The sequence below is a fragment of the Oceanicaulis sp. UBA2681 genome (assembly GCF_002354675.1).
GTDB classification, from domain to species: domain Bacteria; phylum Pseudomonadota; class Alphaproteobacteria; order Caulobacterales; family Maricaulaceae; genus Oceanicaulis; species Oceanicaulis alexandrii.
On the sequence record NZ_DEMB01000016.1, the window covers coordinates 282,455 to 302,982 of the forward strand.

The window sequence follows — 20,528 nt, forward strand, 5'->3', positions numbered from 1 at the left end:
CAAGAGTCTTAACGGCGCCGCACCGGCGCCGCCAAGCGCTGACCTGTGTTTGAGAGCCAAAAAGTGAAACGGCCGGGCGTTTTGCGCCCGGCCGGTCCAGTTTCCGCTCTCAGAAATACCGGTTAACGGCCTCTCTGGGATCCGAAATAGTCAAAGAAGGCGCTGTCAGGTCCCATCACGATGGGGGTGCCTTCACGCAGCGCCGTCTCATAGGCGATCATGGAGCGATAGAAGCGGAAGAATTCTTCGTCCTGCCCGTAGGCGGCGGCGTAGATCGCATTCCGCTGAGCGTCGCCCTCACCGCGGATACGGTCCGCGTCGGCGCGGGCGTTGGCGAGAATAACCGTCGCTTCACGATCCGCAGCGGCGCGAATCTCACGCGAGCGCTCTTCACCTTCAGCACGGATGCGGGAAGCTTCCTGCTGACGTTCAGACCGCATGCGCAAGAACACACGTTCTTCCACTTCATTGGGGAGATCGGCGCGCAGGATGCGCACGTCGATGACCTCAATGCCGAGATCAGCGCGGGTCACGGCGGCGTCCACCGAACGCTCCACCCGGTCCATCAGCTCGGCGCGCTGGCCAGAGATGACGTCCTGAGAGGAGATCGAGCCGACCACGGCGCGCAACGCATCTTCCATGATCGAGCCAAGGCGGGCGTTCGCGCCGGCCTCATTGCGAACAGTCTGGAAGTAGCGCAGCGGATTGACGATCCGGTAGCGCAGGAAGGCGTCCACTTCGAGGCGTTCCTGGTCGCCGGCCTGCAGTTGTTGCGGACGCATGTCGAACTCGACATTGCGGCGGTCAAACAGCAGGACCTCTTCCCAGGGCAGCTTGAAGTGCAGCCCGGCTTCGTCATCGCCGATATCGTTGATGACGCGAACCGGATCACCGAAACGCAGCACCAGGGCGGAGCGAGTCTCGGCGACCGTATAGGTGGCGGTGGCCACGGCGATCAGAAGACCGCCCAGAATGACCACGAGGGCGATTGTCAGAAATCTCATGATTTAACCTCCCTGCCCTGAGCCTGCGGCGCGATTGACATCGCCCCGGTTACGACCCAGCTGATCGAGCGGCAGATACGGAACCGCCCCGTTCGCGGCGCCGTCCTGATCGAGAATGATCAGGTCGGACCGGCCCAGAACCTGTTCCATGGTCTCAAGATACATCCGCTCACGCGTCACGGCCGGAGCCTGGGCGTATTCGGTGTAGATCGAGTTGAAGCGGTCCGCCTGACCCTGGGCCTCGGCGACCACCTGGTCACGATAACCGCGCGATTCTTCCAGAAGACGTACGGCGTCGCCGCGGGCTTCAGGAACAACGCGGTTGGCGTAGGCTGTGGCTTGCAGAGCAATGGCCTCGGCGTCCTGCTCGGCGCTGATCACGTCCTGGAAGGCTGCAATCACCTCTTCAGGCGGCGCGGATTCCTGCAATTGCAGACCCACGAGCTGAATGCCGGACTCATACAGGTCGAGCGTGTCCTGAATGATCTCTTCAGCGCGCTGAGCCACTTCGCCACGACCCGTACCGATGATCGGCTGCAGGTCGGAGGTGCCCACCACTTCACGCATGGCGCTTTCAGACACCGCGCGAACCATGGAGGCCTGATCACGAACGTTGAAGACAAAGTCCCGAACCCGGGTCGGATCGACTTGCCACTGAACGGTGAAGGACAGGTCCACGATGTTTTCATCGCGGGTGACCATCAGCGCTTCTTGCGGCGTCGAACCGATCGTCACGGAGCGGATCTCGGTGACGTTGACGGTTTCAACCGTCTCGATCGGATAGGGCAGCTTGATGCGAAGACCAGCTCCGGTCGTGCGCACGTATTCGCCAAAGCGCTGCACCACGCCCGCTTCACCCGGACCGACCTGATAGACGGACGCTGCGGTGATGACGCCGATGGCGATCAGACCCGCCACCACGCCGACCAGGCCGCCGCCTGAACCGCCTTTGCCAGAGCCGCCACGGCCACCGCCGCGCGGACCCTTGCCGCCGAGCCATTGCTGGAACCGGCGCACCAGTTCCTCAAGGTCAGGCTCCTGACCCCCGCCGGACGGGCCACGGCCCGGCCCGTTGGGGCCGCGGCCCCAGGGGTTGTTGTTATTGTTATTCTGACCGCCGCCGCCGGAGCCCCATGGGCCGCCGCCGCCTGCATTGTCGTTCCAGGGCATGGATCTCCCCGCTGGTTAAGTGGTTTTTTGGGTTCTTAGGTATACCAGTATGTGGCCGGTCACACGCTCCGGTTCAAGTAAAACCGGTATCAGGGTGCTGCGCTAAACTGCCCGCGTCCGGTCGAGCACCCTCAGGGTGAACCCGGCATCGTCTTTTTCAGACGCCTCAACACGTTCAGAGCTGATTTCACGCCACTCCGCCTCATCAAGGGGCGGAAAGTGCGCGTCGCCTTCGGGCGCCAGATCCACTTCAGTGAGATAGATGCGGTCCACACGCGGCAGCAGGTCGGCGTAAAGCTGAGCCCCGCCGATCAGGCAGACTTCGTCTGTTCCGGCATCCACCGCCGCGGCGCGCGCCTCATCAAGGCACGCATCCACATCCGCGAACACGTAAGCCCCGGCCGCCGCCGTCATGGAGTGGCTGATGATAAAATTCGCCCGCCCCGGCAGCGGCTTGCGCGGCAGGCTGTCCCAGGTCTTGCGCCCCATCACCACCGGCTTGCCAAGCGTCACTTGCTTGAAGCGTTTGAGGTCGGACGGAATGCGCCAGGGCAGATCGCCCGCGCGCCCGATGACGCCGTTTCTGGCGACCGCGACGACAATGGCGAGCTTGGTGTGGGTCATCGCCTACACCGCCACCGGCGCGGAAATCCGCGCATGGGGGTCATACCCCTCGATCGTGATGTCCTCGTATTCGAACGCGAACAGATCGGTCACGTCCGGGTTGAGCGTCAAAGTGGGCAAGGCGCGCGGATCGCGGGACAGCTGTTCGCGCACCTGGTCGAAATGGTTTGAATAGATGTGCGCGTCGCCGAAGGTGTGCACGTATTCGCCCGGCTCATAGCCGGTCGCTTGCGCGACCATGGCCAGCAGCAGCGCATAGCTGGCGATATTGAACGGCACGCCGAGGAACATGTCCGCGCTGCGCTGATAGAGCTGCAGGTGCAACCGCCCGCCCAGAACCTTGAACTGGAACAGGGTATGACAGGGCGGCAGCGCCATGGACGGCACGTCGGCGGGGTTCCAGGCGCTGATCACATGACGGCGGCTGTCCGGGCTTGTCTTGATCTGGTCGATCAGGGCGGCCAGCTGGTCGATCTCCTCGCCATTGGGGCCTTCCCAGCGACGCCATTGCTTGCCGTAGACGGGGCCGAGCTCGCCGTTCTCGTCCGCCCATTCATCCCAGATGCTGACGCCGCGCTCTTGCAGCCATTTGACGTTGGTGATGCCCTTGATGAACCACAACAGCTCCACCGCGATGGATTTGAAATGGACCTTCTTGGTGGTCAGCAGCGGGAAGCCGTCGGCGAGGTCACAGCGGATCTGGCGGCCGAACACGCCGCGCGTGCCGGTGCCGGTGCGGTCGGTCTGGTCTTCACCCGTCTCCATAATCTCGTGAAGCAGGTCGAGATAGGCGCGCTCGATGGGGGAGCCGAGCATCGGCGTCGGAGTTTCGGCGAGCGCCATGGCGGCCTCCTGAGATCAAATACCGCGAGTGAGTTTAACCTCGCTGACGATTCGGAAAAGGCCAGCGGCGCACCCATCGTCCGGTCTTACGCGGATAAACCGCATCTGTTTCGCACCGTCAGACACTTGCATATGACCCGCTCAGGGCCGATCTCAACGCCATGACCCAGACCGCTCCTCACTCCGCCCTCACCCTGTCACTGTCCGGCCTGACCTGCGCAGGCTGCGTGCGAAAGGTCGAGACAGCTTTGTCAAAGACCGACGGCGTTGAACGCGCCAGCGTCAATTTCGCGACATCGCGGGCGCAAGTCACAGGCGAAACCTTGGACGAAGCCACGCTGATAGCAGCGGTGCAAAGCGTCGGCTTCCAGGCCGAACGCTATGATCCCGCGCCGGATCGCGCCGCCCGTGAGGAAGCAGACAAGGCGCGTGAGCGCGCCGATCTCAAACGCCAGCTGATCCTCGCAGCCGTTCTGACCTTGCCAGTCTTCGTGCTGGAGATGGGCGGGCACATGATCCCCGGCTTCCATCATTTCATCATGAACACGCTGGGCCAAACTCTCAGCTGGTCGATCCAGTTCGTGCTGACGACCCTGGTGCTAGCCTTCCCCGGTCGCCGCTTCTTCACGCTGGGCGGCCAGGCCCTGTTCCGGCTGGCGCCGGAAATGAATGCGCTGGTGGCGCTCGGCGCCGGCGCAGCCTGGGCCTATTCCACTTTGGTTCTTGTGGCGCCCGAGCTGTTCCCGGTTGAGGCGCGCCACATTTATTTTGAAGCCGCCGCGATGATCACCACCTTGATCCTGGCGGGCCGGTATATGGAAGCGCGCGCTAGGGGCCGCACCAGCGCCGCCATCCGCAAGCTGATCGGCCTGCGTCCGCAAACCGCGCGGGTGGAGCGTGACGGCGAGATCGTCGAGCTGGCGCTGGACGCGATCATCCCCGGCGATCAGGTTCATGTGCGCCCCGGCGAGCGCCTGCCCGTAGATGGGACAGTGGCGGACGGCCAGTCCTATGTGGATGAATCCATGCTGACGGGCGAGCCGGTTCCGGTGCTCAAATCAGAAGGTGACGCTGTCGTCGGCGGTTCGATGAACACCAATGGCGCGCTGACCATCCGCACCGAACGGACAGGCGCGGATACGGTGCTGAGCCAGATCATCGCCATGGTCGAACACGCCCAGGGCGCCAAACTGCCGATCCAATCGCTGGTCGACCGGGTGACGGGGGTTTTCGTGCCCGCCGTGATCGCCATCGCTCTGATCACCTTTTTCGTCTGGCTGATACTGGCCCCGGATGCGGGGGTGAGTGAGGCGCTGGTGAAAGCCGTCGCCGTGCTGATCATCGCCTGCCCGTGCGCCATGGGGCTGGCGACGCCCACCTCGATCATGGTGGGCGCGGGCCGCGGCGCCGAACTGGGCGTGCTGTTCCGGCAGGGCGAAGCGTTGCAATCACTGGCGGGGGTGCGCGTCGCCGCCTTTGACAAGACCGGCACGCTGACCGAGGGCCGCCCGGCGCTGACCGCGATCCATACAAGCGGCGATCAGGGCGAAGACGACGCGCTCGCGCTCGCCGCCGCACTGGAACACAAGAGCGAGCACCCGATCGCCCGCGCCGTCCTCAAAGCCGCAGAGGAGCGTGCGATCTCCCTGCCTGCGCTGAACGACTGGCGCGCCGAAGCCGGGTTCGGCGTGACAGCTGTTCTGGACGATCAAAGCGTCGCGCTGGGCTCCAAACGCTATATGACGCGGCTCGGCGTGGATCTCGATCCGCTGGCGCCCGCCATCAAGGCGCTCGATGAGTCCGGCGTCACAGTGATCATCCTCGCGCGGGACACCCAGGTTCAAGCCGTCTTCGGCGTCTCCGACCCGATCCGCTCCGGCGCTTTTGAAGCTCTTGAGGCCTTACGCCGTCAGGGCGTCAAAATCGCCATGATCACCGGTGATGGCGAGGCGCCGGCGCATGCGGTCGGACAGGCGCTCGGGATTGAAGATATCCGCGCCGAAACGCCGCCAGACGAGAAATACCAGGCCGTCGCATCCCTGCGCAAAGCCTACGGCCCGATCGCCTTTATCGGCGACGGCATTAATGACGCCGCCGCCCTCGCCGAGGCCGATGTGGGCGTCGCCATGGGGTCAGGCTCTGACATCGCCGTGGAAAGCGCGGACGTCGTCCTGATGCGCGATGATCCCGCCAGAGTGGCCGCAGCCCTGGGGCTGAGCCGGGCGACCCTGAACAATATCAAACAGAATCTGGTCTGGGCGTTTGGCTATAACGCACTGCTGATCCCGGTGGCGGCGGGCGTGTTCACGCCCGTCTTCGGCTGGTCGCTGTCGCCGATCTTCGCCGCAGCCGCCATGGCGGCCTCCAGCGTTTGCGTGCTGACCAATGCCTTGAGGCTGCGAGGCTTCAAGGCCTGAGCCTTGGGTTTTCCACGGATCTGACCGGAATTTCACTTGCCGCGATCTGGGCGGCATGGTTCATTGTCGCTCCGAACAAATGGGGAACGCACTATGATTGGTTATGTGACTGTCGGAACGAATGATCTTGAGAAAGCAGCGGCGTTTTATGACCGCATCGCGGAGCTGCTCGACACGCCGCGCATGATGGAGGATCCGGGCAATTTCATCGCCTGGGGCAAACCTGACGGCGGCGCCGGGATCGGGCTGACCAAGCCGTTCAACGGCGAACCGGCCAGTGTCGGCAATGGCGTCATGGTCGCGCTGGCGGCTCGTGACGAAGCCCATGTGGATGAGATCTACAAGACTGCGCTGGAACTGGGCGGAACCTGCGAAGGTGAGCCGGGCTGGCGCGGTGACAGCTTTTACGCCGCCTATTTTCGCGATCTGGACGGCAACAAGCTCAACGCCTTCATCATGAAAATGGGCTGACATTCCCGCGTTTGCGCCATCCCGTAATGGCGCTCCAGACACCCGACCTGGCGCTGGCCCCTATCAGGAAAGCCAGCGCCAGGGACAGGGCGACCGGAACGGTCCAACCTCCCAGCACGTCTTTTGACACCTCCTGACCATTCACGGTGCCGACGAGCCATGAACCGTCTGCAAGCTGGAAAAGGCCGACAGAGGCCGGATCGCTCAAACGGGCGAAGGCCGCCGCCAACATCAAAAGCCCTATGACAATCGATACGCCGCGCGCCAGGCTGCCGGCCAGTCTGGCGATCTTCTGGCGTGCGCCATTCTGCGACGATACGAGTGAAGCGCCGCTCCACTCCGCGGCGATTTCCTCAGGGGCGCCGAGACGCGCCAGGGCTTCATCCACCTGCCGCACGCTAGCGCTCGCATCGTCGTGGAGCGCCTCAATCAGATGGGTCTCCAACTGGTCCCGCGCGGTCTTTCGCGCTGCCGACTCTCCCGCATAGGCCGCCTCAAAGCGGTCAAACCACGCTTGTGCATGCTCTCGCGCCGTTTTGTCGGCAAGATCGTGAATTCGAGCCAGTTTCATGAAAAACCCTCCTTGATCGCGCCAGCCAGCAGCTCGAAGCGCGCCCTGAAGCGCTGCAGCGCCTCGCGTCCGCTCTCCGTTATGCGATAAACCTTGCGCGCGGGTCCCGGGCGCGTGGTGTCCCATTCCGTACCGACCCAACCCTCCTCTTCAAATCCGGAGAGCAAGGGGTAGAGCGTGCCTTCAGGAACAGACGCGCCAAACAGCGCGTGCAGGGTTTGCGCAAGCGCGTAGCCATGCTGGGGCGCGTTCGCCAGCGCAGACAAGGCCGCCACACCCAGCAAACCCTTGCGCATTTGTCGGTCCAGCTTCGCTTCAGCGTCTGTCATCGCACCCCGCAATTCCCGTTTCTGTCCATGACCGGATACCACTTAAATCGAAAACTTGAATACCTTTGTTTTCGAGGTATTGTTGTAACAATAATAACTCAGGAGACTGGTATGAGCTCGTTTTCACACACCACCCTCGCCTTCCTGATCGGGCTGAGTGCGCTTCTGGGCGCATGTTCGGCGCAGGCCGACCCCGGAGACTCAAATCCTCCCAGCGCAGACGATATGTTTGACGCCTATCTCGAAGAGGATCGCGCTCTGGCGTCCAATCTCAGAGCCATAACACCGGACGCCACGCTGGAGATCCTGCGACAACGCACGGAACGCGATCAGCGTGTTCGCATGCTGATGCTGGACTTGCTCGAGACCCCTGGCGCAGGCCCGAATGAGGCCACGCTGACCTGGCTGCGTCTGATACGACACATGAACGGCATAGATCGGGACAATGCGACCTGGTTGAAGGCCCGCCTTGTGGATATCGACTGGTTCACCCGTTCAGACTATGGCGAACAAGCCGACAATGACGCCTTCCTGATCGTACAGCACGCCACACACGATCCGGAGTTCATGCGCGATGTTCATGCCCGTTTCGCACGACTGACCGTGACTGGAGAGGTTGCACCCGACAATTACGCCTTGCTGACCGACCGTCTGGCCGTGATGGATGGAGCGCCGCAGCCTTATGGTTCGCAGTTTGAGTGCGCCGATGGCGAGCAACGCTTGCAAACGCCCTTGGCGGACCCGGAACCTGTCGTGGACCAGCGTCGCGCCGAGGTCGGACTACCTCCCTTGGCGCAGTACATCGAGCTGCTGCCAGATTGCAGCACTCTTCCCGGCGGCGGATAAGCAGGGGCGCCTTCAATGCGCCCGCCCCTTTAACGGGGCGCGTGCGTCGCCTATATTATGTTTGTTCGCTCCGGCGGACTATGGCGATAAACGCGCGTGTAATAACTAGACCGGACCCGGGTGCGAATCCCGGCGGCTCCACCAAATCTTCCTCCGCACGTTGGGCGGCGAGCATGGGGCCGAATAGGATCGACGGATGGCTAAAGACGTGGCTTTCGCCCGAATGGGCTTCGTTACCAGCCCATATATAGTAGTTGCCAACGACAACTATGCTGAAGAGGTCGCTCTCGCTGCATAGCAGCGCGGGTATCTCGCACTTAAGTCCTAATCTCTAGCAAGGTTAGGCGGGGTTCGGAGGCGCCTGGCAACAGAAGCCTCCACTTTCCCCCATCAGCTCCAGCGCCCCGCATCTACGACTAAAGGAGGGGGCTGCATGTCGCGACCGAGCGCGCGGCTGGAAGGTTTTATTAATATTCACGCGCCGATGCTGTGATCCCAGATTCGTTCTGCACTGGAACCGGCATGTCTACACGGCCTGATCCCGCCGCCGCTTCCGAACACCAAGCCGCTTCAGATCAACCGGACCCCACCGGATCTGAAGCGCTCTCCGCGTTTGGCGTATCCATGGCCGATGTATCGGGGGTCATTGACGAGACGTCCCGCACCATCCTGAGCCTGAAAGAGGCGTTCGCCGCACTCGATCAGGACGCCCGCGCGACGCTTGACCAGAGCCGGTCCATCCTGGCCGTCACCCAACAGACGCAAGCGCATTCGCAAAGCGCCGCGACCGCCATGACCGATGCAGACACGGCGCTGGGGCAAACAGGTCAGGACATCGCCACCCTGGTCAAAACCGTCGGCGCAATGCAGGGCCAGGTCGGCGTGCTGCTGGATGCGCTCAATCGTGTGGGCGACATGTCCAACACGATCGAACGCATCGCCAGCCAGACCAATTTGCTGGCGCTGAACGCCACCATCGAGGCCGCCCGTGCGGGCGAAGCCGGTCGCGGCTTCGCCATTGTGGCCGGCGAGGTGAAAGCGCTGGCCAGTGAAACCGCTAACGCCACCTTGACCATTCAGGGTCTGCTCACCGCAATCCGGGGCGAAGGCGATACGCTCGTCAATCTGGGCGAAACCGCCGCCAAGGCCGGGGATGAAGTCAGCCAGTCCACCGGACATCTCAGCACGCTGGTCCAAGGCATGGCCGACGCGATCACCGGCATGTCCCGCTCCAGTGTTGAGGCGGCGCGCGATGCAGGCGAAATCCAGCAACGCACAGAACACCTGACCGAACAGGTTCAGACGCTCAGCAGCGTCATCAGCACGTCCTCCGACCAGCTTGACCAGTCTGCGGCCCAGATCAGCCAGACCGTGGATGATGCCGACGCCATGGTCGTACAGGCCGCGCTTGATGGCGCACAGACACGCGATGGCGTCTTCATCGGCATGGTGCAATCGGCCAGAGATGAAATCATGGCGGCGTTCGAGAACGCCTTGGCGGCCGGAGACGCTCAGCTGGAAGACCTGTTTGACGAGGTCTACACGCCGATTGAAGGCACCAATCCGCAGCAAGTCATGACCCGTTTCACAGCTCTGACTGACCGCCTGCTACCGCCCATTCAGGAACGTGTCGCCAGCCAGCATCCTGACATCGTGTTTTGCGCGGCCGTGGACCGGAACGGCTATCTGCCCACCCATAATCAGAAGTTCTCACAGCCCCAGAGCCCGGATCCGGACTGGAACGCCGCCAATTGCCGCAACCGCCGGATCTTCAATGACCGGGTCGGCCTACGCGCCGGCCAGAACACCAAAACCGTTCTGCTGCAGACCTATCGCAGAGATATGGGCGCCGGTCGTTTTGTCATGATGAAGGATCTCAGCGCCCCCATTTACATTGCGGGGCGGCACTGGGGCGGGCTGCGGCTGGCGTACCGGATTGCTTCAGACAGCTAGGCGGACCGGGCGGGCAAGGCCGCGCATTGCGCCGCCAACGCATCAGATATCGCCTGTATCAACACGTCCTGGCGCAAGGGCTTGGCCAGAGTGTCGGTGAAGCCGGCCTCGATATAGCCTTCCACCTGATGGGCCATGATATTGGCGGTCATGGCGATCACCGGCGGCATGGAGCGGCCATCGTCACGGCGCGCCGATTTCAGGTCGCCAAACACTTGCACGCCATCCCGTCCCGGCATGCGGATATCCAGCAAAACCAGATCAAAATCATCCTGCTGGCATTGCTTCAGCGCGGCCTCTCCACTGTCAGCCAGAACCACTTCAACATCACAGGCGCGCAGCAATCCCGCTGCAACGGCCTGATTGGTCTCGCAATCGTCGACCACCAGCACTTTCAACCCCTCAGGAATGACGCCGCAGCATTCGCACTCTGTATTGTCGAGATCCTGGTCGTCTTCTGACTTCACCGACCGGAACGGCAAATACACGGTGAACAGCGTGCCGACATCGGGCTCGCTTTCGACATCAATGCGCCCTTTCATGATTTCCAGCAGACGCTTGACGATCGACAGGCCCAGACCGGTGCCGCCATATTCGCGCGACGTCGATGCATCCGCCTGGGTGAACGGCATGAAGACGCGATCGAGCTGCGCCGCCGTCATTCCGCAGCCGGTGTCACGCACCCTCAGGATCAGTTCTTCGGCAGCCTTGTCCTCAGTGAAAATCAGGCGCACGCCCCCTTTGCGGGTGAACTTGATGGCGTTCGAAACAAGATTATGGACAATTTGGCTCAGACGCGTCGGGTCTCCGACCCGCAGGCTCTGAGCGCTGACGCCATTTTCATAGCGCAGGGAGAAGCTGAGACCGGACTCTTCAGCCTGGGGCGCGTACAGCGACTCAATCTGCTCAGCGACTTCACCCAGGGTGAATTCCACGGTTTCAACATCCATCTGACCCGCATCGATCTTGGCCAGGTCGAGTATGTCATTGAGCGTTGAGAGCAAATGATCGCCTGACGTGCGGATCACCTCCACCGCCTTGCGCTGACGATCATCCAGCTTTGATAGCGCCAGAACCGCTGTCATGCCGAGAACACCATTGAGCGGCGTCCGAATTTCATGGCTCATATTGGCCAGGAAATGGGATTTCGCCTGGTTCGCTTGCTCCGCCTTGACCTTCTCAGCCTCAAGCGCAGCCACAGCTGTCATCATGCTGGCGCGGAAAAAGCCCGCTGACAGAAAGACGAACACCTGAGACAGAACCAGACCGGCATAAAGCGTATCCAGCGACAGTCCGGCGTCTCCGCCCAACCGGGTCATGAAATAGGTGGCTGTGTAAACGCCGATGCTGAACAGGGCGATCATCAGACCGTCCATCACGCCCAGCACCAGGCAGACCGTTAACACCGCCGGCACCAGGCCCAGATTGCTGACATTTATCAACTCGCCATTGAGTAGCGACAGCAAGCCCAGAAACGCCACGAACGTCACGCCGACAACGCGCATCCGCATTTGATAGTGCGGCCGGCCGTTAATCAGGTACGGCCCTGCGAGAATGAGGAAGGACACAGCAAAACCGGTCAGTATTTCAAAAGCGAAGTCTGGAAGAAAATGCAGATTGATGACGTTGACCGCCAAGCAGCTGAGCCCGCCGAGCACGCTGAAGACGGATAAAACTCGCGCAGACGCCACGCTGAGAGGGTCATTGGCATCAGGCGACGGCCAATAGCGCCTATAAACAGCTCGCAGAACAGCTCGCATCCACAGTCTCCCCCACCATCCCGTCCCGTCCCGGGTCTCGACGGTGCTGATAATGGGAGCACAGTATACCAAAGACCTTAGGGTTTGGTTTCGAAAATCCTACTCAGGTGATCAAGCGCCATGAACACGCGCCGGTCGCCGAGTTTCAAATGACTTGCAGCCGGCGAGGCACAGGTGTGTCCGACCGCCACGACCGATTGACGCACCGCTGGGAACAAGTACCCTTCGTGACTGATTGCCGCGGCTGGGAAAGGGCGATGCAGGTGACGAAAGACCTGATGCAATATGAACGGCTCGCACAGGATGCTTTGCGCGATGTGGTTCGAAAGTCTCTTGAACGGGCGGCAGGCGACGGCCTCCCGGGGGCCCACCATTTTTACATCACCTTCCGCACCACCGATCCAGGCTGCGATATCGATGAATCTCTGGCCAGCGCCTACCCGGAAGAGATGACCATTGTCCTGGAGCATCAGTTCTGGGACCTGGAAATTGATGATGTCGGGTTTGAAGTCACGCTGAAGTTCGGCGGCGTTCCGAAATACCTCAAGGTTCCCTGGCGTGCAGTGACGCGTTTTCATGATCCCAGCGTCGGCTTTCGTCTTCATTTTGATTACGCCACCCCCGCTCCCGGCGATACGCCGGGCGACGGTTCAGGCGAGGATGAAGTTCATGAAGGCACCGTGGTCAGCCTTGAAGCCTTCCGGAATAAAGAGTGAGCGCGTCCCGATCGCGTCGGGACGAGCTGACGGCGCTATTCTCTGACCCCGCTCATTTGCCTGCGGTCACAAGGCATTTCGGCTTCTCGCTGATTGATCTCGACCCGGAAGCACACTGGGTCGAAGCCTGGTTTGAAGCCCGGCCGGACTTTCTCAACCCTAACGGCTCTGTTCAGGGCGGCATCGTCACAGGCTTTCTGGACGAGGCCATGAGTTTGTCGGCCTTCATCGCTGGCGATCTGAAGATCGCCGTGCCGACCCTGGAAATGAAAACCAGCTTCTTACGGCCCCTGATGACGGATCGGGCGCGCGCCCGCGGCCAGGTCGTCAGGCTGGGCTCCAGCGTCGCCTTCACGGAAGGCTGGCTTTGGAATTCCGAAGGCGTGTTGTGCGCAACCGCGTCGGCGACAGCCGCGCTGCGCCCGTTCGAGCATGGCTGACCTGTCGGGCAAACCGCGTCATCTGGCGCTGATCGCCCTGTCTCAGGTGCTGGCCTTGTCCGTCTGGTTCGCCGGCGCCGCCGCCCTCCCCGCTTTGCAAGACACCGGCGCCTTGACCCCGTTCGCCGGCGCCGCCCTCTCAAGCGCGGTCCAGCTTGGCTTCGTGCTCGGGGCGCTGACCAGCGCCGTTCTGGGCGTGGCGGACCGCTATGACGCCCGTCATGTCTTTGCGGCGGGCGCGGGCGTCGCCGCCTTGATGAGCTGGGCGGCCGTGCTGCTGGAGCCAGGCTCTCTTCTGATGCCTTTGACACGACTGGGCGCGGGCGCGGCGCTCGCCTTCGTCTATCCTGTGGGCATGAAACTCGCCGCCAGCTGGGCCAAGGGCGATACCGGGCTGTTGATCGGGCTGCTGGTCGGCGCATTGACGCTGGGGTCAGCCAGCCCGCATCTGGCGCCTGTGGTCACCGAAAGCCTGGGATGGCGCGCGCCCTTCGCCCTGTCAGGGCTGGCCGCGCTCGCCAGCGCCGCTTTGATCCTGACCGCGCGGGCGGGACCGGCCTTCAAACGCGCAGCGCGATTTGACCCTCGCGCCATCAAGCTTAGCCTCACAGACCCGGCGCTGGCGCGCGTCAATCTGGGCTATCTGGGCCATATGTGGGAGCTCTATGCGTTCTGGGCCTGGGTGGGCGTCTTTCTCACCATCTGGTCCGAACAGACCGTCGTCTCTTCAGCGTTTTCAGCACCCGTGACCACTTTCATCATCGTTGCGGCAGGGGCGCTGGGCGCCTTGGGAGCAGGCTGGCTCGCAGATCGGGTCGGGCGCACCCTGGTGACAAGCGTCGCTATGGCGCTCAGCGGCGGTTGCGCCCTGCTCAGCGCCTGGGCCTGGTCAGGCCCTGCCGCGCTGATGATTGGCCTGCTTGTGATTTACGGCGTGACGGTGATAGCGGATTCCGCGCAATTTTCCGCCGCCGCCGCCGAACTGGCGCCCCCGGACAAGGCGGGCTCCATTCTGACCTTGCAAACCGCTCTGGGCTTCGCCCTGACCCTTGTCACGGTTCAGCTTCTGCCTGTCTGGGCCGACTTCACGGGATGGCGGTTCGCCTTCTGGCCGCTGGCTCTTGGCCCCATCATTGGCGTCTGGGCGATGCTCAGCCTCAGATCGCAAGACGACGCCGTGAAAATCGCCGGCGGCCGCAAGTAAAGCAGCCCTCTTGTGCAAACATATATTAACGCGGTCATTGCTAAGCATGGTTAAGGATTGCGGCCCAAACGCCAGGGTTGTGAACAAGTCGCGCAATCCCATAGCCAGCCAGGGGGCCCCCTATGATCCAACAGCTTGATCAGTTCTCCATGACGACGCGTCTGCGCATGATCGCGGGGGCGTCCATTATCCTGATGCTAAGTTATGTGGGCGCGAACTTCCTGATGGGCGTGTTCAGCCAGCAGGCGGATAACCGCGCGACCCAAGCCACCGAAAACCTGGTCGCTGCGAGCGGTCTCGAAAAAGATCTCACCTCGCTCCTGCGCGACACCTATCTGATGGCCAGCTCGCCCACGGCTGATCGCCGGGACGCAGCGCTGGGCAACCTCACCGATTTCGAGATCGCGCTGACGGATGTGGAAGCCATCGTCACCAAGCCTGAATTCCGCTCCGCGCTCGCCGCGATCCGCGCGGATGTGCCGGGTCTGAACGCGCTGATCCAGGGCGCCGCAGCCAACATCGCGACTTATACCGACGTCGAGATGCAGCGTTTCATTGATGAACTCGCTGTCTATGACGACCGGATGGACACCAATATCGAGATCGTTCGGGATGGTGAGCGCGAGCTGCTGGACGCCGCCTGGGCCAGCCGCGACCAAATGGCGTCTGTAGCGCAATGGGTCAGCCTGATCGCCCTGATCCTGACGGCTGCGGGCCTGATGGCGATGACCCAGATTATCGGCGGCAGCATTCGCCGCTCGGTCAGCTCGATCCAGTCGCTCGTCGGCAAGCTGGCGGACGGCGAACGCGACATGAAGATTCAGGAGACTTCACGCAAGGATGTGTTTGGTGATCTCGGACGAGCGCTCGCCACCTTGCAGGAGGCGTTGAGCAATGCCGACCAGGTCCACGCCAACCAGGCCAGCGAGGCGTCCCAGCGCCTGCAGCGCCAGAAAGATATTGAAGAGGCGGTGCTGCGCTTTGAGACCAGCTCCACAGAATTGCTGAGCTCGGTGATGGCCGCCTCCCAGCAATTGTCCTCCTCCGCCTCGCAAATGCAAAGCTCGTCCAGCGAAGCGTCCGGCCTGTCACGTGACGCGCAAACCGCGTCTGGCGCAGCGGCGTCCGGCATTCAGGCCGTCGCCGCAGCTTCAGAAGAGCTGGCGGCCTCGATCCGCGAAGTCTCCGAACAGGTCACGCGCACCAGCGAGCTGTCCAATGAGGCGAGCACGGAAACCGAGCAAAGTTCAACCGTGGTGACCCAGCTCTCTGAAGCGGCCCAGGCCATTGGCGAGATCGTCACGCTGATCGAGACCATTGCGGACCAGACCAATCTTCTGGCGCTCAACGCCACCATCGAAGCCGCGCGCGCCGGCGAAGCCGGTAAAGGGTTTGCGGTTGTGGCCAGCGAGGTCAAGGAACTGGCCGAGCAGACCAGCAGCGCAACCCAGCAGATCTCCGCTCAGATCAACGCCATTCAGTCCGCGTCTGAAAAGACGGCGGCGTCCACGGACCGCACCTTGCAGGCCGTGCGTCAGCTGGGCGAGCTGGCGACCAGCTGCGCAGCCGCCATCGATCAGCAACGCGTGGCCACCACCGAAATCGCCGAATCTGCACAGCGTGCGGATTCAGGCTCCAGCGACGCCGCCTCCAGCGTCGCCAAAGTGGTGGAGTTCACCCATCAGACCGACCAGATTTCCAAATCCGTGCTCTCCGCCGCCCAGGAAATGGCGGACCGGCATGAGGCCTGGAAAGAAGAGTTCGAAAGCTTCGTGCAGCTGATGCGCGCTTCGTAACGCATCTCAAATACGGTCAGCAAAGGGGGCGCTCCGGCGCCCTCTTTTTTTGTCTCCGCCCTCCCCAATCTGAAGACCAAGACACACGCTAAAGGATGCATTAATAGAGCTGGCGCCAATTTAGGGGAATTCTGATTGCGCATTCTCGGATAACGCGAGGCGCGCATCTCAACGGAGGCCCCGCCATGCCTGCCTTGACGTCTGCTCCCTCTCCTCTGGTTGGCAAGGCGCTGCCAAGCCTGGCCCTGCTGCTCCTGCTAACCTACGCTGTGATCAGCATCCTGATCGGCGCGTCCATTCGGCAGTTTGAAACCCAGTCACGGCTGAATACCGAACGCATCTACGCCGCCGCGACGCTTGATAAGGAGCTCAGCTCTTTGATGCGGGACGCCCATGCGATGATCAGTGCGCCGTCCCAATTGCGGATGCAGGCCGTACTGATCAATCTTGAAGAGTATGAGGTTGGCGTGGACGCCATGAGCGCTCTGGCGACGCCGCGCTCAAACCTTCAAGCGCCGCTCGACGCGCTGGAGCAGGCTCTGCCCGCCATTCGCAGCCTGACCCTGCAAGCCGCACGGCTTGATACGGACCGCTCAACCTCGGCCGTTCAGGATCAGGTCTTGGCGATGACCCGGCTCGATACCCAGATGCGGGCGCAAATCACTGACATCAATGAGGCCCTCGCCGCCGCCCCCGCTGTTTCATCCGCCATGGCCGGGCGCCTGCGCATCCTGTCCTGGATCATCAACAGTCTGGCCGTGCTCGCGGTCCTTGGACTGATCTACGGCGCGCTCAAATCAGCACGCCCTCGCCTCCGCGCAGTGCAGGCCGTCGAGTAAGCTTGCCCCTCAAGCCCTCTGCCAGAGAGCCAATTTCAAGTGGAGGCAGGGACCAGCATTTGTCCTGAACACCTGACTAACCAAAATTGAAGTATTTTTATTCTTAATAGCCCCAGACACAGGCCGCTCAGAACCGGGCAGCCGAATATTTTTTAGTTTTCGACCGATGGGGCTGGACATGAAATCTTCTCAACTCTCCCTGCTGCTTGGCGCAGGCGTGGCTCTAGTCCCGCAAGCCGCCCTGGCTCAGTCCGCCGAAGTCTTCGGCGATTTCCGCGCTCGCTACGAAACAGTGGAACAGACCGGCAAGCTGGATGCGGACTCCCTCACCTTGCGCAGCCGGGTTGGCGTGCGGTTCAAACCCGCGGATGATCGGTTCACCTTCCTCGCAGAAGCCGAGAACAACATCACGCTATCCGGTGATGACCGGAACACCAGTCTGGATCCGCGTCCCCAGTTCGCCACGATCAACGATCCCGACTTCACCGAGCTCAACCGCGCCCAGCTGACGTTCAGCCCGGACGAAGCCTGGTCTTTCACTGTGGGGCGGCAATATATCGGTTTTGACGGCAACCGCATCATCGGCTCGCCCGGCTGGCGTCAGGACAAGAACTCCTATGATGCTGCGGTGGTCAATTTTGAGCGCGGCGCCCTGGAAGCGACTTACGTCTATTCATGGCAACTCAATCGCGGTCCCGGCACAGACTTCAACTGGGATATGAGCTCTCATCTCCTGAATGCGAGCTTTGCGGTCAGTCCTGCCCTGAAACTTGCGGGATTTGTCTATCTGATCGATATCGAAGAAACGGGTCGTGAAAACCTCTCCAACACAACGTTTGGCGCACGGCTGACGGGTTCGACCGAGATCGGCGAGTTCGGCGTCAGCTATGATCTGATGGTCGCAACGCAGACCGATTCCGGCTCCGCCACCGCCAGTTATGACAATACGCTGATCGACAGCGGCGTCGCGTTCACACGGGGCGGCGCACGCTTCGCTCTGGGCTATGACGTGATCACCGGCGATGGCACGTTTGCTTTCGCCAATCCGCTTGCCGGCAATCACGGCACAGCCGGCTGGGCTGACGTGTTCCATGGCGGAGGCCGCTCGTCCCCCGCGGACGGGCTGGAAGATTTCAACGTGGAGGTCAGCTATGGCGCCAGCGTGGAGTCTTCAGCCATCGAAGGCTGGCGCGCGGGCCTGATCTGGCGGGATTTCAGCTCTGAAAACACCGGCAATGATCTGGGTGAAGAGCTGGACGCCTATCTGCGGCTGAGCTTCGCCAATGATGTCAGCCTCTCGTTTGAAATGGCCGATTATGACGGCCCGGACGCCAGCTACGCCCCTGCGGACAAGACCAAATACTGGGTCACGCTGGGCTATAAATTCTAGGCGGCCCAAACACGCAGTCAGAAACGCCAGGGCTTCGGCCCTGGCGTTTTTCGTTCAGGCGGCGTCTGCATGCATGTCCTGAGTCAACGCGGCGACTGGCCGGGCCCGCACCTTCACCCGGACGCGCTCGCCCAGAACCTTTTCCACATGCAGGCGCTGAACCTGGCTGTCATCGTGAAACACGATGCCGGTCAACGCCTCGACGACGGCCCGGGCCACAGCGTCCACATCGTGAACAGGGCTGTCAGCGTTATGCTCGATCTCGATCACGATTTCGAACGCGCCATATTTGGGGCCCACACGCTTGAACTCGGTGCGGAAATACGCGGCGATCAGATCCTTGAACTTGGCTGACTGTGAGGTCAGCGCGTCCACGCGCACATTCAGCGAGCCTTCAGTGGCGGATGCTTGCACGTTCCCTCTCCCAATCCTGTGGTCTGATCCCGATACGTCGCGGCACTCAAGTGAAACGGGATATCGGACCCTGTGAACCAAGATGCGTATGGCGATTCGTCAGATCCACCCGCATCATCAGGCGTCGTGCAGTATCGAGATCGCCAAGTCTGATCCTACACCCGAAGGCCGTCTGACATGAAGAGGGCTGATTTGCGCCAACCGGCGCAGCCGCTGTCGCTCACACACCGCCATTAAGGTGTAGTTCAAGCACGGCGCAATCACGGCGCGGCTTGCCTGCCTTTACGCTGCGGGCCTATAGACGCCCCATACATGGCCCACGCCGAACTGGAGAAAGACCGATGACCGAGATGCGCGTTGAAACCGATTCCTTCGGCCCCCTCGAAGTCCCCGCCGACAAGCTGTGGGGTGCGCAGACCGCGCGCTCGCTGATGAACTTCAAGATCGGCGGCCAGACCCAGCCCCTGCCCCTCATCCGGGCGCTCGGCGTGGTCAAGCATTGCGCCGCCAAGGCGAACATGGCGCTTGATAATCTCGAGCCGAAACTGGGCGACGCCATTGCAGCCGCCGCGCTGGAAGTGGCGGAAGGCAAGCTCAACGATCATTTCCCGCTGGTGGTCTGGCAGACGGGGTCGGGCACCCAGTCGAACATGAACGCCAACGAGGTCATCTCCAACCGCGCCATCCAGATGCTGGGCGGCGAAGTGGGCTCGAAAGACCCGGTTCACCCCAATGACCATGTGAACCGGTCGCAATCGTCCAACGACACCTTCCCCACCGCCATGCACATCGCGTCGGCGGAAGTGTTCGTGCATACGCTGGTCCCGGCGCTCGAAACCCTGCGCGACGCCCTGAATGACAAGTCCGAAGCCTTCAAGGACATCATCAAGATCGGCCGCACGCACCTGATGGACGCGACGCCGCTAACCCTGGGCCAGGAATTCTCCGCCTATGTCCACATGCTCGACAACGCCATCCGCCGCGTCGAAGCCACCCTGCCCGCGCTGTACGAGCTGGCCCAGGGCGGCACCGCGGTGGGCACCGGGCTGAACGCCAAGATCGGCTTCGCCGACGCCTTCGCCGAAGAAGTGGCGGAGCTGACCCATCTGCCCTTCGTGACCGCTCCGAACAAGTTTGAGGCGCTGTCCACCAAGGACGCCATGGTCGAGGCGCATGGCGCGCTGAACTCGGCGGCGGTGTCGCTGTTCAAGATCGCCAATGACATCCGCCTTCTGGGCTCGGGCCCGCGCTGCGGCATCGGCGAGATCTCCCTGCCGGCGAACGAGCCGGGCTCTTCGATCATGCCGGGCAAGGTGAACCCCACCCAGTGCGAAGCCATGACCATGGTCTGCGCCCAGGTGATGGGCCACAACACGGCGGTCACCTTCGCCGGCAGCCAGGGCCAGTTCCAGCTCAACGTCTTCAAGCCGATGATGTCCTACAATGTGCTGACCAGCGCCCAGCTGATCGCGGACGCCTGCCACTCCTTCACCGACAATTGCGTGGTGGGGATCGAGGCCAACGAGCAGCGCATCGCCGACATCATGGAACGCTCGCTGATGCTGGTGACCGCCCTGGCGCCCACCATCGGCTATGACAACGCCACCAAGGTCGCCAAGACCGCCCATGAAAACGGCACCACCCTGCGCGAGGAAGCCATTCGCCTCGGCTTCGTCACCGAGGACGAGTTTGACCGCGTGGTGCGCCCTGAAGATATGATCGGCCCGAAATAAGGCTCGCT

General features: G+C 62.1%; 19 protein-coding genes and 1 other RNA gene. 12 read left to right on the top strand and 8 right to left on the bottom strand.

Going from position 1 to position 20,528, the window contains the following annotated elements; genetic code table 11:
• Window positions 1-122: 122 nt before the first annotated feature.
• The 4 genes from hflC to B3M53_RS12710 form a co-directional block, all read right to left on the bottom strand.
• Window positions 123-1,004: a protease modulator HflC gene (gene hflC, locus B3M53_RS12695; RefSeq protein ID WP_022700040.1), complete on the bottom strand. Its 882-nt coding sequence runs from the start codon at window positions 1,002-1,004 to the stop codon at window positions 123-125.
• A 3-nt stretch (window positions 1,005-1,007) separates the two neighbouring features.
• Window positions 1,008-2,174 carry an FtsH protease activity modulator HflK gene (gene hflK / locus B3M53_RS12700; RefSeq protein WP_022700041.1) on the bottom strand — a complete coding sequence of 389 codons (1,167 nt, stop codon included), beginning with the start codon at window positions 2,172-2,174 and terminating at the stop codon, window positions 1,008-1,010.
• Between the two features lie 102 nt (window positions 2,175-2,276).
• A complete protein-coding gene (locus B3M53_RS12705) occupies window positions 2,277-2,798 on the bottom strand; it encodes a dihydrofolate reductase (RefSeq protein WP_273019294.1) in 522 nt (173 codons plus the stop codon).
• Between the two features lie 3 nt (window positions 2,799-2,801).
• Window positions 2,802-3,614 carry a thymidylate synthase gene (locus B3M53_RS12710; protein ID WP_273019352.1) on the bottom strand — a complete coding sequence of 271 codons (813 nt, stop codon included), beginning with the start codon at window positions 3,612-3,614 and terminating at the stop codon, window positions 2,802-2,804.
• 188 nt (window positions 3,615-3,802) lie between these two features.
• Here B3M53_RS12710 and B3M53_RS12715 point away from each other — a divergent pair, with 188 nt between their 5' ends.
• Complete coding sequence (locus B3M53_RS12715) at window positions 3,803-6,058, top strand: heavy metal translocating P-type ATPase (RefSeq protein ID WP_273019293.1); 2,256 nt, start codon at window positions 3,803-3,805, stop codon at window positions 6,056-6,058.
• Window positions 6,059-6,151: 93 nt separating this feature from the next.
• Window positions 6,152-6,529, top strand: a complete 378-nt coding sequence (locus tag B3M53_RS12720) for a VOC family protein (RefSeq protein WP_022700046.1) — start codon at window positions 6,152-6,154, stop codon at window positions 6,527-6,529.
• Here B3M53_RS12720 and B3M53_RS12725 read toward each other — a convergent pair.
• On the bottom strand, window positions 6,513-7,100 hold the full coding sequence (locus B3M53_RS12725; protein WP_273019292.1) for a hypothetical protein: 588 nt from the start codon (window positions 7,098-7,100) through the stop codon (window positions 6,513-6,515). The two genes, B3M53_RS12720 and B3M53_RS12725, sit on opposite strands and share 17 nt — an antisense overlap.
• On the bottom strand, window positions 7,097-7,429 hold the full coding sequence (locus B3M53_RS12730; protein ID WP_022700048.1) for a PadR family transcriptional regulator: 333 nt from the start codon (window positions 7,427-7,429) through the stop codon (window positions 7,097-7,099). The genes B3M53_RS12725 and B3M53_RS12730 overlap by 4 nt, the downstream gene beginning before the upstream one ends.
• A 111-nt stretch (window positions 7,430-7,540) precedes the next feature.
• Here B3M53_RS12730 and B3M53_RS12735 point away from each other — a divergent pair, with 111 nt between their 5' ends.
• The 3 genes from B3M53_RS12735 (at window position 7,541) to B3M53_RS12745 (ending at window position 10,228) form a co-directional block, all read left to right on the top strand.
• The gene (locus B3M53_RS12735) at window positions 7,541-8,275 is read left to right on the top strand and encodes a DUF6624 domain-containing protein (RefSeq protein WP_273019291.1); all 735 of its coding nucleotides are present in this window, start codon (window positions 7,541-7,543) and stop codon (window positions 8,273-8,275) included.
• Window positions 8,276-8,299: 24 nt separating this feature from the next.
• Window positions 8,300-8,657: a transfer-messenger RNA gene (gene ssrA, locus B3M53_RS12740) on the top strand.
• Window positions 8,658-8,797: 140 nt separating this feature from the next.
• Complete coding sequence (locus B3M53_RS12745; RefSeq protein WP_273019290.1) at window positions 8,798-10,228, top strand: methyl-accepting chemotaxis protein; 1,431 nt, start codon at window positions 8,798-8,800, stop codon at window positions 10,226-10,228.
• On the opposite strand, the gene B3M53_RS12750 is transcribed toward B3M53_RS12745, so the two are convergent.
• Entirely contained in the window at window positions 10,225-11,733 is a 1,509-nt protein-coding gene (locus B3M53_RS12750) for an ATP-binding protein (protein WP_286800507.1), read from the bottom strand. The genes B3M53_RS12745 and B3M53_RS12750 overlap by 4 nt on opposite strands.
• Window positions 11,734-12,095: 362 nt before the next feature.
• Between B3M53_RS12750 and B3M53_RS12755 the strand changes: the two genes are divergently transcribed.
• The 6 genes from B3M53_RS12755 to B3M53_RS12780 all read left to right on the top strand — a co-directional run bounded on the left by B3M53_RS12755 (window position 12,096) and on the right by B3M53_RS12780 (window position 18,373).
• A complete protein-coding gene (locus B3M53_RS12755; RefSeq protein ID WP_286800508.1) occupies window positions 12,096-12,704 on the top strand; it encodes an SspB family protein in 609 nt (202 codons plus the stop codon).
• Window positions 12,701-13,144 carry a PaaI family thioesterase gene (locus B3M53_RS12760; protein WP_273019287.1) on the top strand — a complete coding sequence of 148 codons (444 nt, stop codon included), beginning with the start codon at window positions 12,701-12,703 and terminating at the stop codon, window positions 13,142-13,144. The genes B3M53_RS12755 and B3M53_RS12760 overlap by 4 nt, the downstream gene beginning before the upstream one ends.
• Window positions 13,137-14,348, top strand: coding sequence for an MFS transporter (locus tag B3M53_RS12765; protein WP_273019286.1), 1,212 nt, complete (start codon window positions 13,137-13,139; stop codon window positions 14,346-14,348). The genes B3M53_RS12760 and B3M53_RS12765 overlap by 8 nt, the downstream gene beginning before the upstream one ends.
• A 122-nt stretch (window positions 14,349-14,470) precedes the next feature.
• A complete protein-coding gene (locus B3M53_RS12770) occupies window positions 14,471-16,144 on the top strand; it encodes a methyl-accepting chemotaxis protein (RefSeq protein ID WP_022700055.1) in 1,674 nt (557 codons plus the stop codon).
• Between the two features lie 185 nt (window positions 16,145-16,329).
• The gene (locus B3M53_RS12775; protein ID WP_022700056.1) at window positions 16,330-16,983 is read left to right on the top strand and encodes a hypothetical protein; all 654 of its coding nucleotides are present in this window, start codon (window positions 16,330-16,332) and stop codon (window positions 16,981-16,983) included.
• Window positions 16,984-17,161: 178 nt separating this feature from the next.
• Window positions 17,162-18,373, top strand: coding sequence for a hypothetical protein (locus B3M53_RS12780; RefSeq protein ID WP_273019285.1), 1,212 nt, complete (start codon window positions 17,162-17,164; stop codon window positions 18,371-18,373).
• A gap of 54 nt (window positions 18,374-18,427) precedes the next feature.
• On the opposite strand, the gene B3M53_RS12785 is transcribed toward B3M53_RS12780, so the two are convergent.
• Complete coding sequence (locus tag B3M53_RS12785) at window positions 18,428-18,787, bottom strand: RusA family crossover junction endodeoxyribonuclease (protein ID WP_022700058.1); 360 nt, start codon at window positions 18,785-18,787, stop codon at window positions 18,428-18,430.
• 341 nt (window positions 18,788-19,128) lie between these two features.
• Between B3M53_RS12785 and fumC the strand changes: the two genes are divergently transcribed.
• Window positions 19,129-20,520, top strand: a complete 1,392-nt coding sequence (gene fumC / locus B3M53_RS12790) for a class II fumarate hydratase (protein WP_273019284.1) — start codon at window positions 19,129-19,131, stop codon at window positions 20,518-20,520.
• Window positions 20,521-20,528: the final 8 nt, after the last annotated feature.

What these genes read in the sequence shown, in the direction of transcription:
- hflC (WP_022700040.1), bottom strand. Translation starts at nt 1,004, where the DNA reads ATGAGATTTCTGACAATCGCCCTCGTGGTCATTCTGGGCGGTCTTCTG.
- hflK (WP_022700041.1), bottom strand. Translation starts at nt 2,174, where the DNA reads ATGCCCTGGAACGACAATGCAGGCGGCGGCGGCCCATGGGGCTCCGGC.
- B3M53_RS12705 (WP_273019294.1), bottom strand. Translation starts at nt 2,798, where the DNA reads ATGACCCACACCAAGCTCGCCATTGTCGTCGCGGTCGCCAGAAACGGC.
- B3M53_RS12710 (WP_273019352.1), bottom strand. Translation starts at nt 3,614, where the DNA reads ATGCTCGGCTCCCCCATCGAGCGCGCCTATCTCGACCTGCTTCACGAG.
- B3M53_RS12715 (WP_273019293.1), top strand. Translation starts at nt 3,803, where the DNA reads ATGACCCAGACCGCTCCTCACTCCGCCCTCACCCTGTCACTGTCCGGC.
- B3M53_RS12720 (WP_022700046.1), top strand. Translation starts at nt 6,152, where the DNA reads ATGATTGGTTATGTGACTGTCGGAACGAATGATCTTGAGAAAGCAGCG.
- B3M53_RS12725 (WP_273019292.1), bottom strand. Translation starts at nt 7,100, where the DNA reads ATGAAACTGGCTCGAATTCACGATCTTGCCGACAAAACGGCGCGAGAG.
- B3M53_RS12730 (WP_022700048.1), bottom strand. Translation starts at nt 7,429, where the DNA reads ATGACAGACGCTGAAGCGAAGCTGGACCGACAAATGCGCAAGGGTTTG.
- B3M53_RS12735 (WP_273019291.1), top strand. Translation starts at nt 7,541, where the DNA reads ATGAGCTCGTTTTCACACACCACCCTCGCCTTCCTGATCGGGCTGAGT.
- B3M53_RS12745 (WP_273019290.1), top strand. Translation starts at nt 8,798, where the DNA reads ATGTCTACACGGCCTGATCCCGCCGCCGCTTCCGAACACCAAGCCGCT.
- B3M53_RS12750 (WP_286800507.1), bottom strand. Translation starts at nt 11,733, where the DNA reads ATGCGCGTTGTCGGCGTGACGTTCGTGGCGTTTCTGGGCTTGCTGTCG.
- B3M53_RS12765 (WP_273019286.1), top strand. Translation starts at nt 13,137, where the DNA reads ATGGCTGACCTGTCGGGCAAACCGCGTCATCTGGCGCTGATCGCCCTG.
- B3M53_RS12770 (WP_022700055.1), top strand. Translation starts at nt 14,471, where the DNA reads ATGATCCAACAGCTTGATCAGTTCTCCATGACGACGCGTCTGCGCATG.
- B3M53_RS12775 (WP_022700056.1), top strand. Translation starts at nt 16,330, where the DNA reads ATGCCTGCCTTGACGTCTGCTCCCTCTCCTCTGGTTGGCAAGGCGCTG.
- B3M53_RS12780 (WP_273019285.1), top strand. Translation starts at nt 17,162, where the DNA reads ATGAAATCTTCTCAACTCTCCCTGCTGCTTGGCGCAGGCGTGGCTCTA.
- fumC (WP_273019284.1), top strand. Translation starts at nt 19,129, where the DNA reads ATGACCGAGATGCGCGTTGAAACCGATTCCTTCGGCCCCCTCGAAGTC.